General features: G+C 72.6%; 16 protein-coding genes and 2 pseudogenes. 7 read left to right on the top strand and 11 right to left on the bottom strand.

All coding sequences use genetic code 11. The annotated features are described in order from the left end of the window. Positions 1-23: 23 nt before the first annotated feature. Entirely contained in the window at positions 24-2,678 is a 2,655-nt protein-coding gene (locus tag QWU11_RS39565) for a LuxR C-terminal-related transcriptional regulator (protein WP_290119688.1), read from the bottom strand. A gap of 113 nt (positions 2,679-2,791) precedes the next feature. Here QWU11_RS39565 and QWU11_RS39560 point away from each other — a divergent pair, with 113 nt between their 5' ends. Beyond that, a complete protein-coding gene (locus QWU11_RS39560) occupies positions 2,792-3,376 on the top strand; it encodes a dihydrofolate reductase family protein (RefSeq protein ID WP_290119687.1) in 585 nt (194 codons plus the stop codon). On the opposite strand, the gene QWU11_RS39555 is transcribed toward QWU11_RS39560, so the two are convergent. The 5 genes from QWU11_RS39555 to glgA form a co-directional block, all read right to left on the bottom strand. Then, positions 3,345-4,163, bottom strand: a complete 819-nt coding sequence (locus QWU11_RS39555) for a PhzF family phenazine biosynthesis protein (RefSeq protein WP_290119686.1) — start codon at positions 4,161-4,163, stop codon at positions 3,345-3,347. The two genes, QWU11_RS39560 and QWU11_RS39555, sit on opposite strands and share 32 nt — an antisense overlap. Before the next feature lie 104 nt (positions 4,164-4,267). Further along, positions 4,268-5,809, bottom strand: a complete 1,542-nt coding sequence (locus tag QWU11_RS39550) for a DHA2 family efflux MFS transporter permease subunit (protein WP_290119685.1) — start codon at positions 5,807-5,809, stop codon at positions 4,268-4,270. A gap of 104 nt (positions 5,810-5,913) precedes the next feature. Beyond that, entirely contained in the window at positions 5,914-6,492 is a 579-nt protein-coding gene (locus QWU11_RS39545; protein ID WP_290119684.1) for a TetR/AcrR family transcriptional regulator, read from the bottom strand. 77 nt (positions 6,493-6,569) lie between these two features. Further along, entirely contained in the window at positions 6,570-6,938 is a 369-nt protein-coding gene (locus QWU11_RS39540) for an SPW repeat protein (protein ID WP_290119683.1), read from the bottom strand. A gap of 112 nt (positions 6,939-7,050) precedes the next feature. Further along, positions 7,051-8,226 (bottom strand): glycogen synthase, encoded by a 1,176-nt coding sequence (glgA, locus tag QWU11_RS39535; RefSeq protein ID WP_290119682.1) that lies wholly within the window; start codon positions 8,224-8,226, stop codon positions 7,051-7,053. A gap of 71 nt (positions 8,227-8,297) precedes the next feature. Here glgA and glgC point away from each other — a divergent pair, with 71 nt between their 5' ends. Next, positions 8,298-9,533: a glucose-1-phosphate adenylyltransferase gene (gene glgC, locus QWU11_RS39530; protein WP_290119681.1), complete on the top strand. Its 1,236-nt coding sequence runs from the start codon at positions 8,298-8,300 to the stop codon at positions 9,531-9,533. 48 nt (positions 9,534-9,581) lie between these two features. Here the strand turns inward: glgC and QWU11_RS39525 are convergent, their stop codons facing one another. Beyond that, positions 9,582-10,895, bottom strand: coding sequence for a tetratricopeptide repeat protein (locus tag QWU11_RS39525; RefSeq protein WP_290119680.1), 1,314 nt, complete (start codon positions 10,893-10,895; stop codon positions 9,582-9,584). Between the two features lie 147 nt (positions 10,896-11,042). On the opposite strand from QWU11_RS39525, the gene QWU11_RS39520 reads away from it, so the two are divergent. Genes QWU11_RS39520 through QWU11_RS39500 form a run of 5 tightly spaced genes read left to right on the top strand, consistent with a single transcriptional unit; the run spans position 11,043 to position 15,639 of the window. Further along, positions 11,043-12,179: an FAD-binding oxidoreductase gene (locus QWU11_RS39520; RefSeq protein ID WP_290119679.1), complete on the top strand. Its 1,137-nt coding sequence runs from the start codon at positions 11,043-11,045 to the stop codon at positions 12,177-12,179. Next, positions 12,176-12,424: a (2Fe-2S)-binding protein gene (locus tag QWU11_RS39515; RefSeq protein ID WP_290119678.1), complete on the top strand. Its 249-nt coding sequence runs from the start codon at positions 12,176-12,178 to the stop codon at positions 12,422-12,424. Before QWU11_RS39520 ends, QWU11_RS39515 begins: the two co-directional genes overlap by 4 nt. Next, a complete protein-coding gene (locus tag QWU11_RS39510; RefSeq protein WP_290119677.1) occupies positions 12,421-13,749 on the top strand; it encodes an NAD(P)/FAD-dependent oxidoreductase in 1,329 nt (442 codons plus the stop codon). Before QWU11_RS39515 ends, QWU11_RS39510 begins: the two co-directional genes overlap by 4 nt. Next, the gene (locus QWU11_RS39505; protein WP_290119676.1) at positions 13,736-14,641 is read left to right on the top strand and encodes a dihydrodipicolinate synthase family protein; all 906 of its coding nucleotides are present in this window, start codon (positions 13,736-13,738) and stop codon (positions 14,639-14,641) included. The genes QWU11_RS39510 and QWU11_RS39505 overlap by 14 nt, the downstream gene beginning before the upstream one ends. A 44-nt stretch (positions 14,642-14,685) precedes the next feature. Continuing rightward, positions 14,686-15,639: a proline racemase family protein gene (locus QWU11_RS39500; RefSeq protein ID WP_290119793.1), complete on the top strand. Its 954-nt coding sequence runs from the start codon at positions 14,686-14,688 to the stop codon at positions 15,637-15,639. 147 nt (positions 15,640-15,786) lie between these two features. Here QWU11_RS39500 and QWU11_RS39495 read toward each other — a convergent pair whose 3' ends face one another. From QWU11_RS39495 to QWU11_RS39480, 4 genes and pseudogenes are all read right to left on the bottom strand, one after another. Beyond that, positions 15,787-16,626 carry a siderophore-interacting protein gene (locus QWU11_RS39495; protein WP_290119675.1) on the bottom strand — a complete coding sequence of 280 codons (840 nt, stop codon included), beginning with the start codon at positions 16,624-16,626 and terminating at the stop codon, positions 15,787-15,789. A gap of 88 nt (positions 16,627-16,714) precedes the next feature. Beyond that, positions 16,715-17,734, bottom strand: a complete 1,020-nt coding sequence (locus QWU11_RS39490; protein ID WP_290119674.1) for an acetate/propionate family kinase — start codon at positions 17,732-17,734, stop codon at positions 16,715-16,717. A 1-nt stretch (position 17,735) separates the two neighbouring features. Continuing rightward, positions 17,736-20,078 (bottom strand): annotated as a pseudogene (locus QWU11_RS39485) (phosphoketolase family protein); the annotation flags it as partial. Positions 20,079-20,219: 141 nt separating this feature from the next. Continuing rightward, a pseudogene (locus QWU11_RS39480) lies at positions 20,220-20,509 on the bottom strand (response regulator transcription factor); the annotation flags it as partial. Between the last annotated feature and the right edge of the window lie 213 nt (positions 20,510-20,722).

Genomic DNA, 20,722 nt, shown 5'->3' with positions numbered 1-20,722 from the left:
CAAAGCGGGTGCCGACCATTTTTCTAAGATTTCAATGTGCGTGAGTAATCGCCCGGGTCCGCGAGGTGGGGGCCGGCGAGGGTGGCGAGTTCGGTTCGGTTGGTGACGCCCAGTTTGGCGTAGACGTGGGACAGGTGCGTCTTGACCGTGCTGCGGCTCATGAACAGCCGTTCGCCGATGCCCGGGTTGCTCAGGCCTTCCGCGGCCAGGCGTACGACGTTGCGCTCGGTCGGGGTGAGACTGGCCCAGCCGCTCGACGGGCGGCCCCTCCGGCCGCGGGCCCGCCGGGCGTACTCCACCGCGTCCGGCAGGGTCAGCTCGCGGCCCTCCCACCATGCCGTCTCGTACGCCTCCTCGCCCAGCGCCTCCCGTAGCCGCGGATCGGGCGCCGTACGAGGGCGGCCCGTCTCCTCACGGGCGCGGTCGCAGGCGGCGAGCAGCCGTACGGCCTCGGTCGGGGCCGAGCCGGACGCCAGCGCCTCCAGGCTGGCGGCGCACGGGAGCCACAGGCCGTGGTCGGCGCGCAGCGCCAGCGCCTCGTGGTGCAGGTCCTCCGCCCGCGACGGGTCGTCCGCCAGGTGAGCGCGCTGCTCCAGGGCGTCTGCGGCGACCCGGGGCATGCCGACCGTACGGGCCGTCTCCAGCGCGCGCACGCACGCCTCGTCCGCGGCCTCGGTGTCGCCGGTCAACCGGAGCGCCTCCGCCAGGCCGGTCAGCGTCTGCGGCGCCAGCTGGGCCGCGAGGTCGTCGCCCAGCCAGTTCGTCTCGCGCCGGAACCACGTGACCGCCTCCTCCGCCGCACCCGACCGAAGGAGCAGCGTGCCCATGGCCCGCGCGAGGCCCGGTACGAACGGCGGCGACTCGGCGCCCTCCACCAGCCGGACCAGGGGGTCCAAGGCCTCGCGCGCGGCGTCCAGCCGGCCCGCCGCCACCTCCACCGTGGCCAGCACGCTCCCGGCCGACCCCACGCGGTGGAGGTCGGCCAGCGGCCGGGCGGCGCGTACGGCGTCGAGGGCCAGTTCGCGGGCCCGTACGAGATCACCTGTGTAGAGGGCGCTGCTCGCCATGAAGCCGAGCGTGGTGGAGGCGACGCCGCGGTCGCCGCGCCGCAGGAGCCCCTCGGCGGCCTCGCGCATGAGGGGTACGGCGGCCTCGTGGTCGTCCCGGAGGTGCAGGATGATCCCCATCAGGGCCGTCGCGCCGTCGGCCACGAAGGACTCACCGGCCGCCAGCGCCTGCTCGCGCGTGGTCTCGGCCAGCTTCCAGGCGGTGCCGGAGTCCTGGGAGAACAGGCCGACCGCGCTGAGCAGGCGGGCGAGGCAGGCGCTCGGCACGTCGCCCACCTTGGTCGCGATCTCCAGCGCCGCCTGCGCCGCGTCGTACTCCAGCCCCGCCGGATGCGTCGTGTCGGCGATCAGCGCGAGGCCGGTCAGCAGGCGGGCCTGCAGCGCGGTGCGTTCGCCCGTGCCGCGGTCGATGGCCCGGCGGAACACCGTGAGCCCCTCGTGGCCGCGTGCGCCGAGGTGCCACAGCCAGGGCAGCCCGGCGGCGAGCCGCCGGCCGCGTTCGGGATCCTCCTGCGCCAGGCCCCAGTCGAGGGCGGCACGGAGGTTCTCCCGCTCGGCCCCGATCTCGGAGGTCCAGGCGTCCTTGTCGCGTGCGAGCAGCGGGCCGGCCGCCTCGGTCAGCGCGAGGTACGTGTCGAGGTGCCGGTCACGGGTCGCCTCCGCCTCTCCCGCGGCGTCGAGCCGGGCGGCGGCGTACGCGCGGATCGTCTCCAGCATGCGGTACCGCGCCACGTCGCCGCCCGTGTCGGCGACGAGCAGCGACTTGTCGACGAGCCGGCGCAGGCCGCCGGGCACCGCGCCGCGGTCGAGGCCGCTGACGCCGCGCGCCGCCTCCAGCGTGAACCCGCCGTGGCAGGCGCCCAGCCGTCGGAACAGGACCTGGTCGGCCTCTTCCAGCAGGTCATGGCTCCACGCCATCGACGCGGCGAGGGTCTGGTGGCGCGCCGCCACGCCGCGCGGGCCCCGTACCAGCAGCGCGAACCGGTCGTCCAGGCCGTCGAGGATCTCCTGCGCGGACAGCGTGCCGGACCACGCCGCGGCGAGCTCGATCGCCAGCGGGATGCCGTCGAGCCGGATGCAGGCCGTACGCACCGGGCCGGACCCGGCTCGGCCCGACCGCTCCTCGAACAGCGCGACGGCATCCTCGCCGCTGAGTGACGGGACGCGCCAGACCACCTCGCCGGGGACGCCGAGGGCCTCGCGGCTCGTGGCCAGCACGGTCACGCCCGGACACGTACGGAGGAGTTCGAGGGCCACCTCGGCGGCGGCGCCGACGACGTGCTCGCAGTTGTCGAGGCACACGAGCAGACGGCGGCCGGCGAGCTGGCGGAAGATCGTGTCCTTGGCGGCCGGCAGGACCTCGGTCGCGGCGGCCACGAGGTCGGGGACGACCAGCGGGTCGTCGGTGCTCGCCAGGTCGGCCCAGCGGACTCCGTCGAGCCGCTGCTCGCGGGCCGCCGCCTCGATCGCCAGCCGGGTCTTGCCGCAGCCGCCCGGACCCACGAGGGTGACCAGCCGTGCCGTTTCCAGCGCCCCGGCGATGGCGCGCAATTCCGTCTCGCGGCCGACGAACCTGGTCAGCGGCACGGGGAGGGCGTTCTCGGAGGACATCGCGCCCAGTCTGCCCGATCTCACCCGGTACGGCCGCCGGCATCGGCCGGCTGGCCGATGTTCCGTACGGCCGTCAGCGAGAGCGTTGAGCCATCGGAACAAAGGAGATCGAAATGAGCAAGGTCATCGCCAACATGTCGATGTCGCTGGACGGATTCATCGCCGACCCGGCGGACGGGATCGACCAGTTGTTCGGCTGGATGGGCAACGGGGACGTCGAGGTGCCGACCGCGGTCGACTGGGCGACGTTCCGGATGACGCCGGCCAGCGCCGCGTACATGCGCGAGGGCATGGCCAGGGTGGGCGCCCTGGTCACGGGCCGGCACCTGTTCGACGTCGCCCAGGGGTGGGGCGGCACCCACCCGCTGGGCGTGCCGATCGTCGTGGTCACCCACGAGCCGCCCGCCGACTGGCCGCACACCGAGACGTTCACCTTCACCGACTCGGTGGAGTCGGCGATCGCCCTCGCCCGCGAGGCCGCGGGGGACAAGGACGTGGTGGTCGCCAGCGCGAAGATCGCCCAGCAGTGCCTGGACGCCGGGCTGCTCGACGCGATCAACGTCGACCAGGTCCCGGTGCTGCTCGGCTCGGGCGTCCGGTGGTTCGAGAGCCTGGCCAAGTCGCCGGTGCGGCTGTCGAACCCGGTCGTCGTCGAGGGCAACGGGGTCACCCACCTGGCGTACGCCGTACAGAGGTGACCCGTGCGGCGCCGCCCACGCGGATCGGTGCGGCGCCGCGCGCGGTGATCGTGGCCGGGCTGCCGAGAGAGTCGCCCATGTCGACGGCGATCTCGACGGCGCCCGGCCCGGCCAGGTGGGCGGCGAGACAGGCGGTGCTGTTGGCGTTGGCGACGTCTTCGGCGACGCCGATCGAGGGGGCGAACATCCGGGCGGCGAGGCGGCCCTCAGATGTCGGCGGGGAGTAGACGTAGCAGCCGAGGAGGCCGAGCCGGTCGCAGGCGGCCCGGAGCCGGTCGAGGTCCGGGGTGAGGGCGGCGAGCGCGGACCGCGTGGCGACGGGGACGAGCAGCCGTTCCCGTCCGATCTCGGCGACGCGGGCCCCGCCGGCGACGTCTCCGAGGGCGGGCAGGACGAGCGCGCACTCGCCCGCCGTGGCCTCGCGCAGGCCGACGGGGCCGGCGTCGAAGGTGGCGTCGAAGTGGGTTCCTCGCCGTACGGCCCGGCCGTTGAAGACGCGTCCTCCGGCTTGGACGGTTGCCTGGTAGTCGTCGAGCCCGGTGTGGTCGGCGAGGTACGCGAGCGCGGCGACGGTGCCGTGGCCGCAGGCGGGCAGCTCTCCCCCGGAGGTGAAGAAGCGCAGGCCGACGACGGGGCCGGCGTGCCTCTGCACGAAGACGGCGTGCGAGGTCCCCATCGCCACCGGCACCCGGCACCGCTCGTCGTCGCTCAGCGGCACGTCGTCCAGCACGGCGGTGGGGCTGCCGCCGTGGCCGTCCCGCAGGCACGCGTGGACGATCGCTGTCAACGGACCGCTCCGGCCGTCTCTTCGCGGAGGCACCGCGGCCGACGAGGAGTCAACGGCCGCACAGCCCCAGAGAAGGGGTGTGCGGCCGTTTCATGGGTGGGCGGTCAGTGCATGACGATCGGGGTGTCGGTGGGGGAGGTCATCACGTCCGGGCGGTGGCGGGGGAGGAGAAGCGCCGGGATGAAGGCCAGGGCGAGCAGGGCGACCGCGTACCAGTAGGTGTTCTGGAAGGACTGGGCCATCGGCACGGCGATCTTCTGCATGATCTGCGGCGGCACGTGCTGGGTGGCGGACAGGCCGCCGCCCGACGAGGTGCCGAGCTTGTGCGCCAGGTTGTTGGCCAGGAGCACCGACATCAGCGCGGTGCCGACCGAGGCAGAGACCTGCTGGATGATGTTCAGCATCGTGCTGGCCCGAGGGACCTCATCATGGCTGAGGGTCTGGATCGCGGCGGCCATCACCGGCATCATCGTCAGGCCGAGCCCCAGGCCCATCACGAACAGGACCGCGCCCAGCAGCCAGTAGGACGTGTCGGCCTGCAGCAGCGCCGTGAAGCCCGCCACCGAGCCGACCACCACGACCAGGCCCATCAGGACGACGCGGCCGGGGCCGATGCGGTCGGTGAGCTTGCCGCCGACCGGCATCGTGAACATCGCGCCGATGCCCTGCGGCGCCAGGAGCAGGCCCGAGGCGAGCGCGCTCTCCTGGCGTACGAGCTGGTAGTACAGCGGCAGCAGGAGCATCGCGCCCATGAAGGCGCACATGAACAGGACCATCGTGCCCGAGGCGGCGGCGACCGAGCGGCGCTTCAGCAGGCGCAGGTCGATCAGCGGGTTCTCGGCGCTCAGGGCGCGGAAGACGAACAGCACGACCAGGATCGCGCCGGCGATCGTGGTGATGAGGACCTCGGGCGTGCTGAAGTCGCTCTTCTGGGCGCCTTTGGCCAGACCGTAGATGAGCGCGGCCAGGCCGGGTGACAGCAGCAGGAGGCCGACCAGGTCGAGACGCTCGCCCGGCTGCGGGGTGTCGCGCTTCAGGATCCGCGCGGACAGGAACAGCGCGAGGAGGCCGATCGGCAGGTTGATGAAGAAGATCCAGCGCCAGGAGACGTCGTCGACGAGGTAGCCGCCGAGGATCGGGCCGCAGATCGGGCCGAGCAGCATCGGGATGCCGACGACGCTCATGACCTGGCCGACCCGCTTCGGGCCGGCGGCCTGGGTGAGGATCGTCATGCCGGCCGGCATGATCATGCCGCCGCCCAGGCCCTGCAGCACCCGGAACGCGATCAGCGACTCCGCCGACCAGGCCAGGCCGGCCATCGCCGAGCCGCAGACGAACAGGGCGATGGAGATCATGTAGAGCCGTTTGGTGCCGAACCGGGCCGAGGCCCAGCCGGTGACCGGGATGACCGTCGCCAGGGCGAGCGTGTAACCGGTGGCGACCCACTGGATCGTCGACAGCGGCGCCTTGAACTCGCCGGCGAGGCGGTTGATGGCGACGTTGACGACGGTGACGTCGAGGATCGACATGATGGCGCCGAGGACCACGACCATGGCGACCGCGAGCACGCCCCGATCGAGTCCTCCCGCCGAACCGGACGCCTTCTGCGGGTCGTCCGCCACCTCGGGTGATGAGAGCGTACTCAATGTGTCTTTTCCAATCGTGATTATTCGCCTGAACAGGCACTTTAGAGCAGCTTTAGCCTGCAGCACACATCATGCCTGGGGGTACCGACAGTTTGGCAACCGAGTTAATGCCGAATGGCGAGACCCTCACCGAGCAGGTCGGCGATGTCGGAGAGCTCGAAGGTCGGCAGGCCCACGTCACGCCAGTGTGCGTGGTTGAGCAGGGCGATGGCGAACGTCGTGGCCGCGGCCGTACGCCGCCGCTCGGGGACGGCGCCGTCGCCGAGCGCTCCGTCGAGGGCCCGGTGTACGAGGCCGATGAGCCGGGCGTTCATCTCGGCCAGTGCGCCGCTGACCTCGGGGTGGGTCGCGGCCTCGCGGAAGAGGATGAGGCGAGAACCCGACGAACGGCTGTACCAGACGTCGAAGTCGGCGGCCACGTTGAGCAGGGTCGCGGCGACGTCGCCGGGGACCACCTCGGCCTCCAGCGAGGCGATCTCCTCGATGGGGACGCGCTCGACCAGCGCCAGCAGAAGATCGATCTTGCGTGCGAAGTAATGGAAGACCAGGCCCTTGTAGACCCCGGCCCGCTCGGCGACGCGCGACGTGGGGGTGGCGTCGTACCCCTCCTCGGCGAAGAGTTTCTCCGCGGCGTCGAGGATGCGCGCCCGGCTGTCTTCCGCCGAACGGACTCGTGAGGCCATGCGAAGGTCCCTTTTCCCGATGCAGATGAAAACGAGGGGCCGGGCGCAGCGCCCGGCCCCTCGTCAGCCTACGTTCGTCAGTGCGGAATGGCGCGCCGATGTGCCAGGTCGCCGGTGAGGCTGACGCTCAGACCGGCCAGTACGCCGATCACGCCGACGATCCAGGAGGTCCACGCGGCACCGCTGTGGGAGGTGTAGGTGATCACCCAGGGGGCGACGAAGAGGAGCACTCCCCACAGGACGAGGAGCCACTGCGCCGCGACGCTGCTCAACGTGGTCGCCCGCGCCAGTGAGTAGAGGCCGGTGATGACGAGCAGAGCACCGAGCACGATCAGCGAGGCCACGGCGCCGCCCTCGTGCGTCGTGCTCACCCAGATGGGCGAGAGGATCGCGTAGACACCCGCGACCACCGCCACCCAGTCCTGCCATCGAGTCCAGGCTTTCATGAACGCCACCTCCGTCTCGTTTGACTGGCCGGACGGTCAATCGCTCATCTATAACTGGCCGCCCGGTCAATCAATTCCACAGAGTCCCAGGTGATATGCGTCACACGTGGGATCAGAGGAGTCCGGCGTACAGGTCCCGCGTACGCTCCGCGATGCGCGGCCACGAGAAGTGATCGACCGCACGGCGGCGTCCCGCCCGGCCGAGGGCGGCCGCCCGGTCCGGCTCGGCGATCAGGGCGCCGACCCGCTCGGCGAGGTCGGCCACGAAGCGCTCCGGGTCGGCCGGCAGGCCGGCGTCGTCGTACGCGATCGGCACCAGCAGCCCCGTCTCGCCGTCCGTGACCACCTCGGGGATACCGCCGGTCGCCGTCGCCACGACCGGCGCCTCGCAGGCCATGGCCTCCAGGTTGACGATCCCCATCGGCTCGTACACCGACGGGCAGACGAAGACGCTCGCGTGGCTCAGCAGTTGGACGACCTCGGGCCGCGGCAGCATCCGCTCGATCCAGATGACGCCGTCCCGCTCCTGCCGCAGGCCGTCGACCAGCGCGTTCACCTCGGCGGCGATCTCCGGTGTGTCCGGCGCGCCGGCGCACAGCACGAGCTGGACCGAGGGGTCGAAGGACCGTGCGGCCCGCAGGAGGTACGGCAGGCCCTTCTGCCGGGTGATCCGCCCCACGAAGATCACCGAGGGCCGTCCGGGGTCGACGCCGAGGCGTTCGAGGACGTCCGTACCGAGGTCCGGCGCGTACTCCGCCGTGTCGATGCCGTTGTGCAACACGGAGACGCGCGCCGGGTCGACCTCCGGATAGCAGGCGAGCACGTCGCGGCGCATGCCCTCGGACACGGCCAGTACGGCGTCGGCGGCCAGGATGGCGGTGCGCTCGGCCCACGAGGAGATCGCGTAGCCGCCGCCGAGCTGCTCGGCCTTCCACGGCCGCAGCGGTTCGAGGCTGTGCGTGGTGACGACGTGCGGGACGCCGTGCAGCAGCTTGGCGACGTGACCGGCCAGGTTGGCGTACCAGGTGTGGCTGTGGACGAGGTCCGCGCCCGCGCAGGCGGAGGCCATCTCCAGATCGACGCCCAGCGTCTGCAGGGCCGCGTTGGCCGACTCCAGCCCGCCGGGCACGCGGTAGCCGGAGACGCCCGGCTCGGCCCGGTCGCCGCCGAAGGCGTGCACCCGTACGTCGACGAGGGCGCGCAGCTCCCGTGCGAGGTATTCCACGTGCACGCCGGCCCCGCCGTACACCTCCGGCGGATACTCACGGCTGAGCAGATCGACGCGCATGTCACGTAGCGTAGAGCGAAACATCCCGTTTCGTCTGTTCCTGGGGTGACCAGTGCGGTTATCGTCACGTCATGGCGACGCCTCAGGTGCTGTCGATGGTGCTGGCCGGTGGCGAGGGCAAGCGGCTTCTGCCGCTCACTGCCGACCGCGCCAAACCGGCCGTGCCCTTCGGCGGTATGTACCGACTCATCGACTTCGTACTCTCAAATCTGGCCAACGCGGGCTACCTCAAGATCGTTGTGCTGACGCAGTACAAGAGCCACAGCCTCGACCGCCACGTCTCCCGTACGTGGCGGATGTCGACGTTGCTCGGCAACTACGTCACGCCGGTCCCGGCCCAGCAGCGCCTCGGCCCGCGGTGGTTCTCCGGCTCGGCCGACGCGATCCTGCAGAACCTCAACCTCATCGAGGACGACTGCCCGGACCACGTCGTGGTGTTCGGCGCGGACCACATCTACCGGATGGACCCGCGCCAGATGGTCGACCAGCACGTCGCGTCCGGCGCCGGCGTGACCATCGCGGCGATCCGCCAGCCGCTGTCGCTGGCCGACCAGTTCGGCGTGATCGAGGCCGGCGCGGACGGCGTCAGCGTGTCGGCGTTCCGCGAGAAGCCCAAGGACGCCACCGGCCTCGCCGACGCGCCCGACCAGATCTACGCCTCGATGGGCAACTACGTCTTCGACACCCGCGTGCTCATCGACATCGTGAAGCAGGACGCGCTCGACACGTCGAGCCGGCACGACGTCGGCGGGGACATCATTCCCAAGCTGGTCCAGGCCGGGCAGGCCCAGGTGTACGACTTCGCCGACAACGAGGTGCCCGGCTCGACCGAGCGCGACCGCGGCTACTGGCGCGACGTCGGAACCCTGGACGCCTTCTACGAGGCGCACATGGACCTGATCTCGGTGCACCCGATCTTCAACCTCTACAACCGCAAGTGGCCGATCTACACCGGGCACGAACCGCTGCCACCGGCCAAGTTCGTCTTCAACGAGGAGGGCCGGCGCGGGTACGCGACGAACTCGATGGTCTCCGCCGGCGCGATCCTGTCCGGCGGCACGGCCGATCGGTCGATCCTGTCCCCCGACGTCCACCTCGAATCGGGCGCGTCGGTCAGCGACTCGGTCCTGATGGACGGCGTACGCGTCGGGCGCGGCGCCGTCGTACGGCACGCGATCATCGACAAGAACGTCGTCGTCCCGGACGGCGTCCAGATCGGCGTCGACCTCGACCACGACCGGGAGCGCTTCACCGTCACCCCGAGCGGCGTGCGGGTGATCGAGAAGAACCAGGTGATCACGGGCTGAGGCGGACGGCCTCGCACAGCCACTCCCCGAGCACGGCGGCGGCTTACCTCACGTGTTCTCGCGGGCCCAGGCGAGGGCCTCGGCGGCCGTCGCGGGGAGATGGTCCTCCAGCGGGGTCAGGTCGGTGTTGATCTGGTCCGCCGCATAGGCCGTGTCGACCGACTCCAGCTCCACCAGGCGCCAAAGGATCATCGAACGGTCGAACGGGAGCTCCAGGTGGGCCGGTTCGCGTTCGGCGGCCGTCCGTAGCCAGGTCAGGCTCGCCCTCGCCGCCTGCCGTACGCGCTCAGGGCGGTCCTGGACCTCGGCCAGTTTGCCGGCGGCGCGGGCGGCGACCAAGGCCCCCAGCGCGGCGTCCGGCGCGGCCTGGGCCAGTTTCGTCGCGCCCTTGAGCTCCCGTTCGTACCACTTGACGGCGTCCTTGCGCGCGTCTCTCGCCAGGTGGAGGTCGCCCAGGCGGTCGGCCGCGTTGATGCCCAGCGTCAGGTGGATCGGGTCCAGGGAATACCTTTTCGCCAGCATCTCCCCGATCCTCACCGCGCCGCGGCACGGCTCCACCGCACGGGACAGCTCGTCCGGGCCGCCGGCCAGGGCCGAGATGTCGTCGGTGAGTTCGAGCAGCGAGACGTACAGGCCCAACTGCAGCACCGGGTCGCGCTGGTTGCGCGCCGAGGCGAACAGCAGGCGGGCGGCCTCGGACTGGAGTTCGCTGATCCGCCGCAGACGCTCGGCCGGGTCGGTGACGGCCGGTGGCGGATCCGAGTGACGCCTCCTTAGTGCACGGAGGTTCAGGCGGGCCTTGGCCTGCTGCTCGGGGTCGTCCCGGGCCGCCGCGGACTCGAAGGCCTCCGTCGCGCCCGGTACGTCGCCCTCGCTCGCCAGGACGATTCCGAGGTTGACCTCGGCGCGCGGCGCCGCCTCCAGGTCGCCGGAGTCGCTCGCGGTGGTGAGAGCGGTCTTCGCCCCTTCGAGGTCGCCGGTACCGATCAGGAGCATGCCCAGATCGAAGGCGGCCATCGCCGCGATGCCGGGTGACCCCGTCGCCATCGCCTCGCGGTACGCGCGCGCGGCGCCTTCGGCGTCGTCGCGGGCGGTCAAAACGTATCCCAGGGACAGGATCGCCGCCGACCAGCCTTCCCCGGTGCCCTGTTCCACCGCCGTACGGGCCAGCCGCTCCGCGCCGTCGAGGTCGCCCCGCGCGGCGGCGAGGTCGGCGAGCAGCGCGTTCGCCCGTGCGCCGAAGTCGGTGTCCCCGCTCGCCGCGCAGGCCTCGAACAGCTTCTGGGCCTGCGGCAACCGTCCTCGCCGCAGCGCGGTGTGCGCCGCCTGGTAGAGCTCTTCCACTGAGCCCGCCTCCGTCATGGCAGACATGCTCGCCTAAACGGCTTCGACGGTGATCATGGCGGCCAGAGTCGGTCAGGGGCGGGCGCGCGGGCCTGGTCTGGCAGCTCAAATTCGCCGCCCGAAATCTACAATTACGTTCGGACCAGCGAACGGGCGGGTGATGCCGTGCGGGCCGTTGTGATCGGCGCCGGGATCGTCGGTGTCGCCTGCGCCCGCGAGCTGGCCCTCGCCGGGTTCGCGGTGACGGTCCTCGACCGGGGCGGCGTCGCGGGGGAGACCACCGCGCACGGCGAGGGCAACATCCTCGTCTCCGACAAGGGGCCCGGCCCCGAACTCCGCCTCGCCCGGCTCTCCCGCCGCCTCTGGCCCGAGCTGATCGCCGACGCCGCGGAGTGGGATGCGAAGGGCGGCATCGTCGTCGCGACCACCGAGGCGGGCGCTCGCGAGCTGGCGATGTTCGCCGCCGGCCAGCGGGAGGCCGGCGTACGTGCCGAGCCGTTCGACGCCGACGCCCTCGCCGCCGCCGAACCCCGCCTCACCCGCGAGGTCACGGCGGCGGTCCACTATCCCGAGGACGCGCAGGTCCAGCCCGCCGGGGCGGCGTCCGTCCTGCTCGCCGCCGCCCGCCGGGCCGGGGCGGCCGTGCGCACCGGCTGCGAGGTACGCGGCGCGGTCACCCGCGCCGGGCGCATCACCGGCGTGCGCACCACGGCGGGCGTGCTGACGGCGGACGTGTTCGTCAACGCCGCGGGTCCATGGGCCGGCGAGCTGGGCCGGCGGCTCGGCGCCCCGATCGCCGTACGGCCCCGCCGCGGCGAGATCCTCGTGACCACGCCTCAGCCGCCGACCGTCTTCCACAAGGTCTACGACGCGGACTATGTGGGCGCGATCGGCAGCGGCGCCGAGGAGCTCCAGGCGTCGGCCGTGGTCGAGGCCACCCGCGCGGGCACGATCCTGCTGGGGTCCTCCCGGCGGCTCGCCGGCTTCGACGACCGGCTACCGCCCGGGGCGCTGGCGGCGATCGCGGGACGGGCGCTGCGGCTGTTCCCCTGCCTGGCGAACGTGCCGGTGATGCGCGCGTACGGAGGCTTCCGCCCGTACGTCGGCGACCATCTGCCGATCATCGGCGCCGACCCCCGGCTGGCCGGCCTGTGGCACGCGACCGGTCATGAGGGTGCCGGGATCGGCCTGTCGGTGGGGACCGCACGGCTGCTGGCCGACCTGGTGATGGGACGGGTGCCGGAAATGGATCCCGGGCCGTTCCGCGTGGATCGGCCGGCGGCCCTGGCGGGAGGCGGATGAGCGAGCTTCGGATCACCGTGGACGGCGAGCCCCTTACCGGCGCGGCCGGGCAGACCATCGCCGGGGTCCTGCTCACCGCCGGCCGCCGCTCGTGGCGTCGTACGGCGTCGGGCGCGCCGCGCGGCGTCTTCTGCGGCATCGGGGTCTGCTTCGACTGCCTCGTGACGGTGAACGGGGTGCCCGACGTACGGGCCTGCCGTCGCCGCGCGCAGGACGGCGACGTCGTGACCACCCAGGCCCGATGAACCGGCACGTGGTGGTCGTCGGGGCCGGGCCGGCCGGGCTCGCCGCCGCCTTCGCCGCGCGGCGTGCCGGCGCCGGGGTCACGCTGCTCGACGCGGCGGACCAGGCCGGCGGGCAGTACCACCGGATGCCGCTCGACGCGTACGCGACCGCCGGGCCGCGGCCGCCCGGCTGGCGGCCGGAGAGCGCCGTCTGGGCGCTGGAACGCCACGACGAGAACCGCCCGCCGCGCGTGCACGTCGTCCAGGGTCCCGACGGCGCCGGGCGCGTACGGCACACCTTCGAACCCGACGCGCTCGTCCTCGCGACCGGCGCGTTCGACCGGGTGCTGCCGTTCCCCGGCTGGGAGCTGCCGGGCGTCTTCACCGCCGGCGCCGCGCAGGCGCTCATCAAGGGCGAACGCCTCGCCGTCGGCGACCGGCCGCTGGTCGCCGGATCGGGGCCGTTCCTGCTGCCGGTGGCCGCCGCCCTGCTCCAGGCGGGCGCGCGGGTCCGCGCGGTCCTGGAGGCGAACCCGGCCGGCACCCTCCTGCGCGGCTGGGCCGCCGCCCCCTGGCGGCCCGCCGCCCGTACGGGAAAGGGCGCCGAACTCGCCGCGTACGCCGCCCTGCTCGCCCGCCGCCGCGTGCCGTACCGGACCGGGCGCGCCGTGGTCGAGGCGCGCGGCGACGGCCGGGTCGAAGAGGCGGTCACCGCGCGGCTGCGCGCCGACTGGTCCGTGGTGCCCGGCACCGAGCAGGCCGTCGCGGTGGACGCGGTCTGCGTCACGCACGGCTTCGGCCCGCAGCTCGAACTCCCCGTCGCCGCCGGCTGCGCGCTGCGGGACGGTTTCGTCCGGGTCGACGGCGACCAGGCGACGAGCAGCCCCGGCGTGTACGCGGCCGGCGAGGTCACCGGCATCGCCGGCGCGCCGGCCGCGCGGGCCGAGGGCCTGATCGCCGGCTGGGCGGCGGCCGGTGGAGCCCCCGCGGCGCTGCGCACGGTGCGCCGCCACCGTGACCGGGGCCGCGCCTTCGCGGTACGGCTGGCCGCGGCGCATCCCATCGGCGCGGCCTGGGCGGGCTGGCTGCGGCCGGACACCGTCGTGTGCCGCTGCGAGGAGACGACCTGCGCGGCCATCCGGAGAGCGGCCACCGAGGACGTCTCCGCACCCGCGCTGAAGCTCGCCACACGGGCCGGCCTCGGCCCGTGCCAGGCCCGGATGTGCGGCCCGACGGTGGCCGAGCTGACGGGCGGGCGAACGGACCCGCACCGAAGACCGATCGCCCAGCCCATCCGTCTCAGCGAGCTGGCCGACGATGAGGAGAACCCTGATGAACACCCCTGACCTCGGCGGAGTCATCGTGGCGACCGCGCTCCCCTACCGCGAGGACGCCGGAGCGCCGGCCGGCCTGGCGGTCGACTACGACCGGTACGCCGAGCACTGCCGCTGGGTGGTCGACGGCGGCTGCCGCGGCGTGGGCCCGAACGGTTCGCTGGGGGAGTACTCCTCGCTGACCGACGACGAGCGCCGCCGCGTCGCCCGTACCGCGATCGAGGCGGTCGGCGGGGACGGCGTCGTCCTGGTCGGGGTGCACGGACCGGGGTCGCACCAGGCCCGGCACTGGGCGGAACTGGCCGCCGAGGACGGCGCGGACGGCGTGTTGTGCCTGCCGCCGACGATGTACCGGGCGAACCGCCGCGACGTCATCGCGCACTACGAGGCGGTCGCGTCGGTCGGCCTGCCGGTCATGGTCTACAACAATCCGATCGACACCAAGGTCGACCTCACGCCGGACCTGCTCGCCGAGCTCGCGCGGATCGACAACATCGTCGCGGTGAAGGAGTTCTCCGGCGATGTACGGCGCGTGCTGGAGATCAGGGAGAAGGCGCCGGGCCTCACGGTCGTCGCCGGCGCGGACGACGTGACGCTCGAAGCGCTCCTCATGGGCGCGACCGGCTGGTTCGCCGGCTTCCCGAACGTCTTCCCGGCCGAGTCCGCCCGGCTGTACGACCTGGGCGTGTCGGGCCGGCTGGAAGAGGCGCGGGCCCTGTACGAGCCGCTGGTCGCGGCGTTCCGCTGGGACTCGCGCACGGAGTTCGTGCAGGCCATCAAGCTGGGCATGGACCAGGTCGGCCGGTACGGCGGCCCGTGCCGCCCGCCGCGCGGCCCGCTGTCCGGCGAGCAGCGCGCCCTGATCCTGGCCGACCTGGAGCGCGCGATCGAGGCGCTCCGGTGAGGTCGGTCCGTACGATCGGCGCGGTCGACTCCCACACCGAGGGCATGCCGACGCGGGTCGTCACGGGAGGCGTCGCGCCGATCCCGGGCTCGACCATGGCCGAGCGGCGAACGTACGCGATGGAACACCTGGACGAGCTGCGGAGGTTCCTGGTCGACGAGCCGCGCGGCCACCCGGCGATGAGCGGCGCGATCCTCCAGCCGCCGCTGCGCGCGGACGCCGACTGGGGCGTGGTCTACATCGAGGTCAGCGGCTTCCTGCCGATGTGCGGCCACGGCACGATCGGGGTGGCGACGGTGCTGGTGGAGACCGGCATGGTCGCGGTGACCGAGCCGGAGACCGTCGTACGGCTGGACACCCCGGCGGGCCTGATCGAGGCGCGGGTCGCGGTCCGCGACGGCCACGCCGAGCGGGTCACGCTGCGCAACGTCGCGTCGTTCGCGCTGGCCCACGACCGGACCGTACGGGTGCCGGGCGTCGGCGAGGTGACCTACGACATGGCGTACGGCGGCAACTTCTACGCCATCGTGGACCTGGCCGCCGTCGGCCTGCCCTTCGACCGCGCCCGCAAGGACGACATCCTGAAGGCGGGCCTGGCCGTCATGGCCGCGATCAACGAGACGGACCCGCCGCGCCATCCCGCCGACGCGTCGATCGGCGGCTGCAAACACGTGCAGTTCCTGTCCCCGGACTCGACCGCGAGCCACTCGCGCAACGCGATGGCCATCCATCCGGGCTGGTTCGACCGCTCCCCGTGCGGGACGGGCACGTCGGCGCGGATGGCCCAGCTGCACAGCCGGGGGCTGCTGGACCTGGGCGCGGAGTTCGTGAACGAGTCCTTCATCGGCACCCGCTTCACCGGACGCCTGCTGGAGACCACCACGGTCGGCGACGTGCCGGCCGTGATCCCGGAGTTCTCCGGGCGCGCCTGGATCACCGGTACGGCGAACTACCTGCTCGACCCGGCCGACCCGCTCCCGAACGGCTTCGTCCTCTGAGCTCCGTCGAACAGGCCGGCGAGCGGCAGGAGACGGCCCTTCTCGGCAGGGGAGTCGTCGCGGGTCTCGGCCATATCGCCGCCGGTGGAAACGGCCGGGCCGGGCGGCGTGATCGCCGCCCGGCCCGGGCATGGTCACGACGGCGCCTCAGGCCGTGGCCTCCGCGGCCTCGACCTCGCGGTTCCAGTCGGCCTTGCCCGCGCGCCAGCCCTCGTCGTCGTCGCCCAGGCGCCAGTAGCCCGAGATGGACAGCCGCTCCAGCGGGATCTGGCGGTCGACGCGCAGATGACGGCGGAGCCGCTTCACGCAACCCGCCTCCCCGTGCACGAAGGCGTGCACCTCGCCCGCCGGGAACTCCAGCTCCTGCACGGCCTTCACCAGCGCCTCGCCGACCGGGGCGTCGCCTCGGTGCAGCCACACCAGCTTCACGTCGCCCGGAGTGACGAGCTCCTGCTCCTCGCCCGGGCCTGAGATCTCCACGAAAACGCGGGCCGGGGCGCCCTCCGGAAGAGCCTCCAGCGACGCGGCGATCGCCGGCAGTGCGCTCTCGTCGCCGACGAGCAGGTGCCAGTCCGCCGCCGGGTCGGGCGTGTAGGCGCCGCCGGGGCCCTGCAGCAGCACCTCGTCGCCCGGCTGGGAGCCGGCCGCCCACGGGCCGGCCAGGCCCTCGTCGCCGTGGTAGACGAAGTCGATGCTCAGCTCCAGCGCGTGCGGATCCCAGCTCCGTACGGTGTAGGAGCGCATCTTCGGCCACTGCTCGCGCGGAAGGTCGCGGCGGACGGCCTCCATGTCGAACGGCTCCGGATAGGCGACACCCGGCACCTTGAACAGCAGCTTCACGTAATGGTCGGTGAACTCGTCGGCGCGGAAGCCCGAAAGGCCCGCGCCGCCGATCACCACCCGGATCATGTGCGGGGTGATCCACTGAACACGCAGCACCTGCCCCCGGGTGAGCTTCCTACCCTTGCGAACGGGCTTGTCTGTCATCGATCACTCCTCAACGTTACTTAGGTAAGCCTAACTCGTCCCCGCAAGTCACTTCCGGGCGATCACTACCCCCGGGGCCGGAGACGACTCACCGGTTAAGGACCGTCCGCACGCCGGCGGCGATCTCCAGGTCCTCGCGCGCGGCGATGACCAGCGTCCGTACGGCCGCGCCCGGCACGCTGATGTCCGCGTCCACGGTGTCCTCGGCCGCGGGGTCGACCGCGACGCCGAGGAAGCCCAGCCCCTCCGCCGCCCGCCGCCGCACGCCGACGGCGTGCTCGCCGACGCCGCCGGTGAAGACGAGGGCGTCCAGGCCACCGAGGGCCGCCGTCATCCCCGCGATGCCGGCGCGCAGCCGGTGCACGTACACGTCCAGGGCGAGACCGTCGTGGATCGCGCGCATGTCGGCGGTACCGGCCAGGGCGAGCAGCCCGGACTCGTGTTCGAGGACGTCCGCGAGCGCGGCGGGGGAGAGGTTCTCGCGCTCCTGCAGCCAGAGCAGCAGCCCGGGGTCGACGTCGCCGGACCGCGTCGCCATGACCAGGCCCTCCAGCGGCGTGAACCCCATCGTCGTGTCGACCGACCGCCCGCCGGCGACCGCGCACAGGGACGCGCCGGCCCCGAGATGGCAGACGACGAGACGCCGGGGCACGGCGCCCAGCATCGCGCCGGCCCGCCGCGTCGCGTACGCGTGGGACAGCCCGTGGAACCCGTACCTCCGCAGCCCGTACCGCTGCCGCCACGCGGCGGGCAGCGCGTACGTCGCGGCGGCCTCGGGCAGGTGAGCGTGGAAGGCCGTGTCGAAGCAGGCCACCTCCGGCAGGTCCGGCAGCACCCGGCGTACGGTGTCGATCCCGCGCAGCGACTTGGGCTGGTGCAGCGGCGCCAGCTCGGTGAGCGCGCGGATCCGCGCCTCGACGTCCGCGTCGAGCAGGACCGGGTCGGTGAACTCCGCGCCGCCGTGAACGACGCGGTGCCCGATGGCGTCCGGTTCCGGCAGGCCGCGCAGCGCCGACAGGTCGGCGGGCCGCGCGATGACGGTGTCGTCGTGGTCGAGCAGGCTGAGCTTCAGGCTGCTCGACCCGGCGTTGACCACGAGGATCCGCACCTCACCCGCTCCAGGTCCAGCCGGAGATCTCGGGAACGTCCTCGCCGTGCGTGCGGGTGTACGCGCGGGCGCGCAGCCGCTCGTCGGCCATCGCCTGCCGCAGCCCGGCGGCGCGCGAGCCGAGCCTGGGCACCCGGTCGATGACGTCCATCACGAGGTGGAACCGGTCGAGGTCGTTCAGCATGACCATGTCGAACGGCGTCGTCGTGGTGCCCTCCTCCTTGTAGCCGCGGACATGGATGTGCTGGTGGCCGCGCCGCCGGTAGGTCAGGCGGTGGATGAGGTACGGGTAGCCGTGGAAGGCGAAGATCACCGGGCGGTCGGTGGTGAACAGCGCGTCGAACTCGGCGTCCGGCAGCCCGTGCGGGTGCTCGGTCTCGGGCTGCAGCCGCATCAGGTCGACCACGTTGATCACGCGTACGCGCAGGTCGGGGAAGTACCGGCGGAGCATGTCGGCCGCGGCGAGGGTCTCCAGGGTGGGGATGTCTCCGGCGCAGGCCAGCACGACGTCGGGCTCGGTGCCGTCGTCGGTGCTCGCCCAGTCCCAGATGCCGATGCCGCGCGTGCAGTGCAGGACGGCGTCCTCCATCGGCAGCCAGTCAAGCGCGGGCTGCTTGCCGGCCACGATGACGTTGACGTAGTCGCGCGAGCGGAGGCAGTGGTCGGCCACGGACAAGAGCGTGTTGGCGTCCGGCGGGAGATAGACCCGTACGATCTCGGGCTTCTTGTTCAGAACGATGTCCAGGAAGCCCGGGTCCTGGTGGGTGAAACCGTTGTGGTCCTGCCGCCAGACGTGCGAGCTGAGCAGGTAGTTCAGCGACGCGATCGGGCGCCGCCACGGGATCTTGCGGGTGGTCTCCAGCCACTTGGCGTGCTGGTTGAACATCGCGTCGACGATGTGGATGAACGCCTCGTAGCTGTTGAACAGCCCGTGCCGCCCGGTCAGCAGGTAGCCCTCCAGCCAGCCCTGGCACAGGTGCTCGCTGAGCACCTCCATGACCTGGCCGTGCGGGCCGAGGTTCTCGTCGGTGTCCAGGATCGAGGCCTGCCAGGCGCGGTCGGTGACCTCGAAGACGGCCGACAGCCGATTCGAGGCGGTCTCGTCCGGCCCGGTGACGCGGAAGGTGCGCGGGTTGGCGGCGACGACGTCCCGCAGGTACGAGCCGAGCGCCCGGGTCGGCTCGGTGGACGTCGTGCCGGGCTCCTTGACCGGGACGGCGTATGCGCGGAAGTCGGGCAGCTCCAGGTCGTGCAGCAGCAGACCGCCGTTGGCGTGCGGGCTCGCGCTCATCCGCCGGTCCCCGGCCGGTACCGGCGCCGCGAGAGTCGGCCGCCCGTCGGCGTCGAACAGCTCCTCCGGCCGGTAGGACCGCAGCCACGCCTCCAGCTGGACGAGGTGCGCCGGGTTCTCCCGTACACCGGCCAGCGGGACCTGGTGGGCACGCCAGGTGCCCTCGACCGGGACGCCGTCGACCTCCTTCGGGCCGGTCCAGCCCTTGGGCGTACGCAGGACGATCATCGGCCAGCGCGGGCGGCCGACGGCTCCGGCGCTCCTCGCCCGGCGCCGGATCTCGGTGATCTCGTCGATCGCGTCGTCCAGCGCCGCGGCCAGCTGCCGGTGCACCGACGCCGGGTCGTCGCCGCCGACGAGGATCGGCCGGTGCCCGTACCCCTCCAGCAGCGCGACCAGCTCCTCCTCGGGGATCCGCGCGAGCACGGCCGGGTTGGCGATCTTGTAGCCGTTGAGGTGCAGGATCGGCAGGACCGCGCCGTCGCGTACGGGATCGACGAACTTGGTGGAGTGCCAGCTCGTGGCCAGCGGCCCGGTCTCGGCCTCACCGTCGCCGACGACGCAGGCCACGATCAGGCCGGGGTTGTCGAAGGCGGCCCCGTACGCGTGGGCCAGGGAGTAGCCGAGCTCGCCGCCCTCGTGGATCGAACCGGGCGTCTCGGGCGCGACGTGGCTCGGGATCCCGCCGGGGTAGGAGAACTGCCGGAACAACCGCTCCATCCCGGCCGCGTCCCGGGACACGTGCGGGTAGACCTCGCTGTAGGTGCCCTCCAGCCAGGCGTTGGCGACCGCCGCCGGGCCGCCGTGACCCGGCCCGAACACGTAGATCATGTCCAGTTCGCGGGCGGCGATGACGCGGTTGAGGTGGGCGTAGCAGAGGTTCAGCCCAGGGGAGGTGCCCCAGTGGCCGAGCAGCCGCGGCTTGATGTCCTCACGGTCCAGCGGCCGGCGCAGCAGCGGGTTGGCGCGCAGGTAGATCTGGCCCGCGGACAGGTAGTTGGCCGCACGCCACCAGGCGTCGATCGCCTGGATCTCCCCATCGGACGGCATGTGGTGGTCTCCCTCGGTCGAGGCGGGTGATCGGTCCGCTTCAGCGCACCATCACGCGCCGGGCGGAGAGGAGGGACCAAGGTCCCCCGATCGCGGTACCTAAGACCGGGATACGCCCGCTCTGAGGCGGGTGATGAGGGTGGCGGCATCGAACAGCGCCTCCTCGTCGGCGAAGGAGGTGAGCATCAGGCAGGCGAGCTCGGGCATGCGGGAGCGGAGTTCGCGGCAGACGGTCACCCCGTCGCCGTCCGGGAGGCGTACGTCCAGCACGGCGACGTCGGGGCGCAGCGCCGGCACGCGCGCGATGGCTTGTGAGGCGTACCGGCCTCGCCCACGACCTCGATGTCGGACTCGGACTCCAGCAGGGCGGCGACCCCACGGCGTACGACCTCGTGGTCGAGGAGAAGGACCTTGATGGGGGTGGTCAAGCGCACGACGGTACAGACAGTGCTTCCCGTGGGTCGATTGCACGATGATTGGGGTCCGTCCCCTCGAAGGGAGTTCCATGCCCCCCGAGAACGACCGTGCTCGCCTGGTGCTTCCCCAGCTGCGGCTCGACGACCTGCTCGCGGAGCTGCAGAGCCGGCTCGCGACCGTCCTGACCACTCGTGACCGGGTGCACGCGCTGTTGGAGGCGATCGTCTCGA

The organism is Actinomadura sp. DC4, from assembly GCF_030406325.1.
Classification (GTDB): domain Bacteria; phylum Actinomycetota; class Actinomycetes; order Streptosporangiales; family Streptosporangiaceae; genus Actinoallomurus.
This window is presented reverse-complemented; position numbering and strand designations above follow the sequence as displayed.

Coding starts and splice junctions, on each gene's coding strand:
- QWU11_RS39565 (WP_290119688.1), bottom strand. CDS start 2,678: ATGTCCTCCGAGAACGCCCTCCCCGTGCCGCTGACCAGGTTCGTCGGC.
- QWU11_RS39560 (WP_290119687.1), top strand. CDS start 2,792: ATGAGCAAGGTCATCGCCAACATGTCGATGTCGCTGGACGGATTCATC.
- QWU11_RS39545 (WP_290119684.1), bottom strand. CDS start 6,492: ATGGCCTCACGAGTCCGTTCGGCGGAAGACAGCCGGGCGCGCATCCTC.
- QWU11_RS39540 (WP_290119683.1), bottom strand. CDS start 6,938: ATGAAAGCCTGGACTCGATGGCAGGACTGGGTGGCGGTGGTCGCGGGT.
- glgA (WP_290119682.1), bottom strand. CDS start 8,226: ATGCGCGTCGATCTGCTCAGCCGTGAGTATCCGCCGGAGGTGTACGGC.
- glgC (WP_290119681.1), top strand. CDS start 8,298: ATGGCGACGCCTCAGGTGCTGTCGATGGTGCTGGCCGGTGGCGAGGGC.
- QWU11_RS39525 (WP_290119680.1), bottom strand. CDS start 10,895: ATGACGGAGGCGGGCTCAGTGGAAGAGCTCTACCAGGCGGCGCACACC.
- QWU11_RS39515 (WP_290119678.1), top strand. CDS start 12,176: ATGAGCGAGCTTCGGATCACCGTGGACGGCGAGCCCCTTACCGGCGCG.
- QWU11_RS39510 (WP_290119677.1), top strand. CDS start 12,421: ATGAACCGGCACGTGGTGGTCGTCGGGGCCGGGCCGGCCGGGCTCGCC.
- QWU11_RS39505 (WP_290119676.1), top strand. CDS start 13,736: ATGAACACCCCTGACCTCGGCGGAGTCATCGTGGCGACCGCGCTCCCC.
- QWU11_RS39500 (WP_290119793.1), top strand. CDS start 14,686: ATGCCGACGCGGGTCGTCACGGGAGGCGTCGCGCCGATCCCGGGCTCG.
- QWU11_RS39495 (WP_290119675.1), bottom strand. CDS start 16,626: ATGACAGACAAGCCCGTTCGCAAGGGTAGGAAGCTCACCCGGGGGCAG.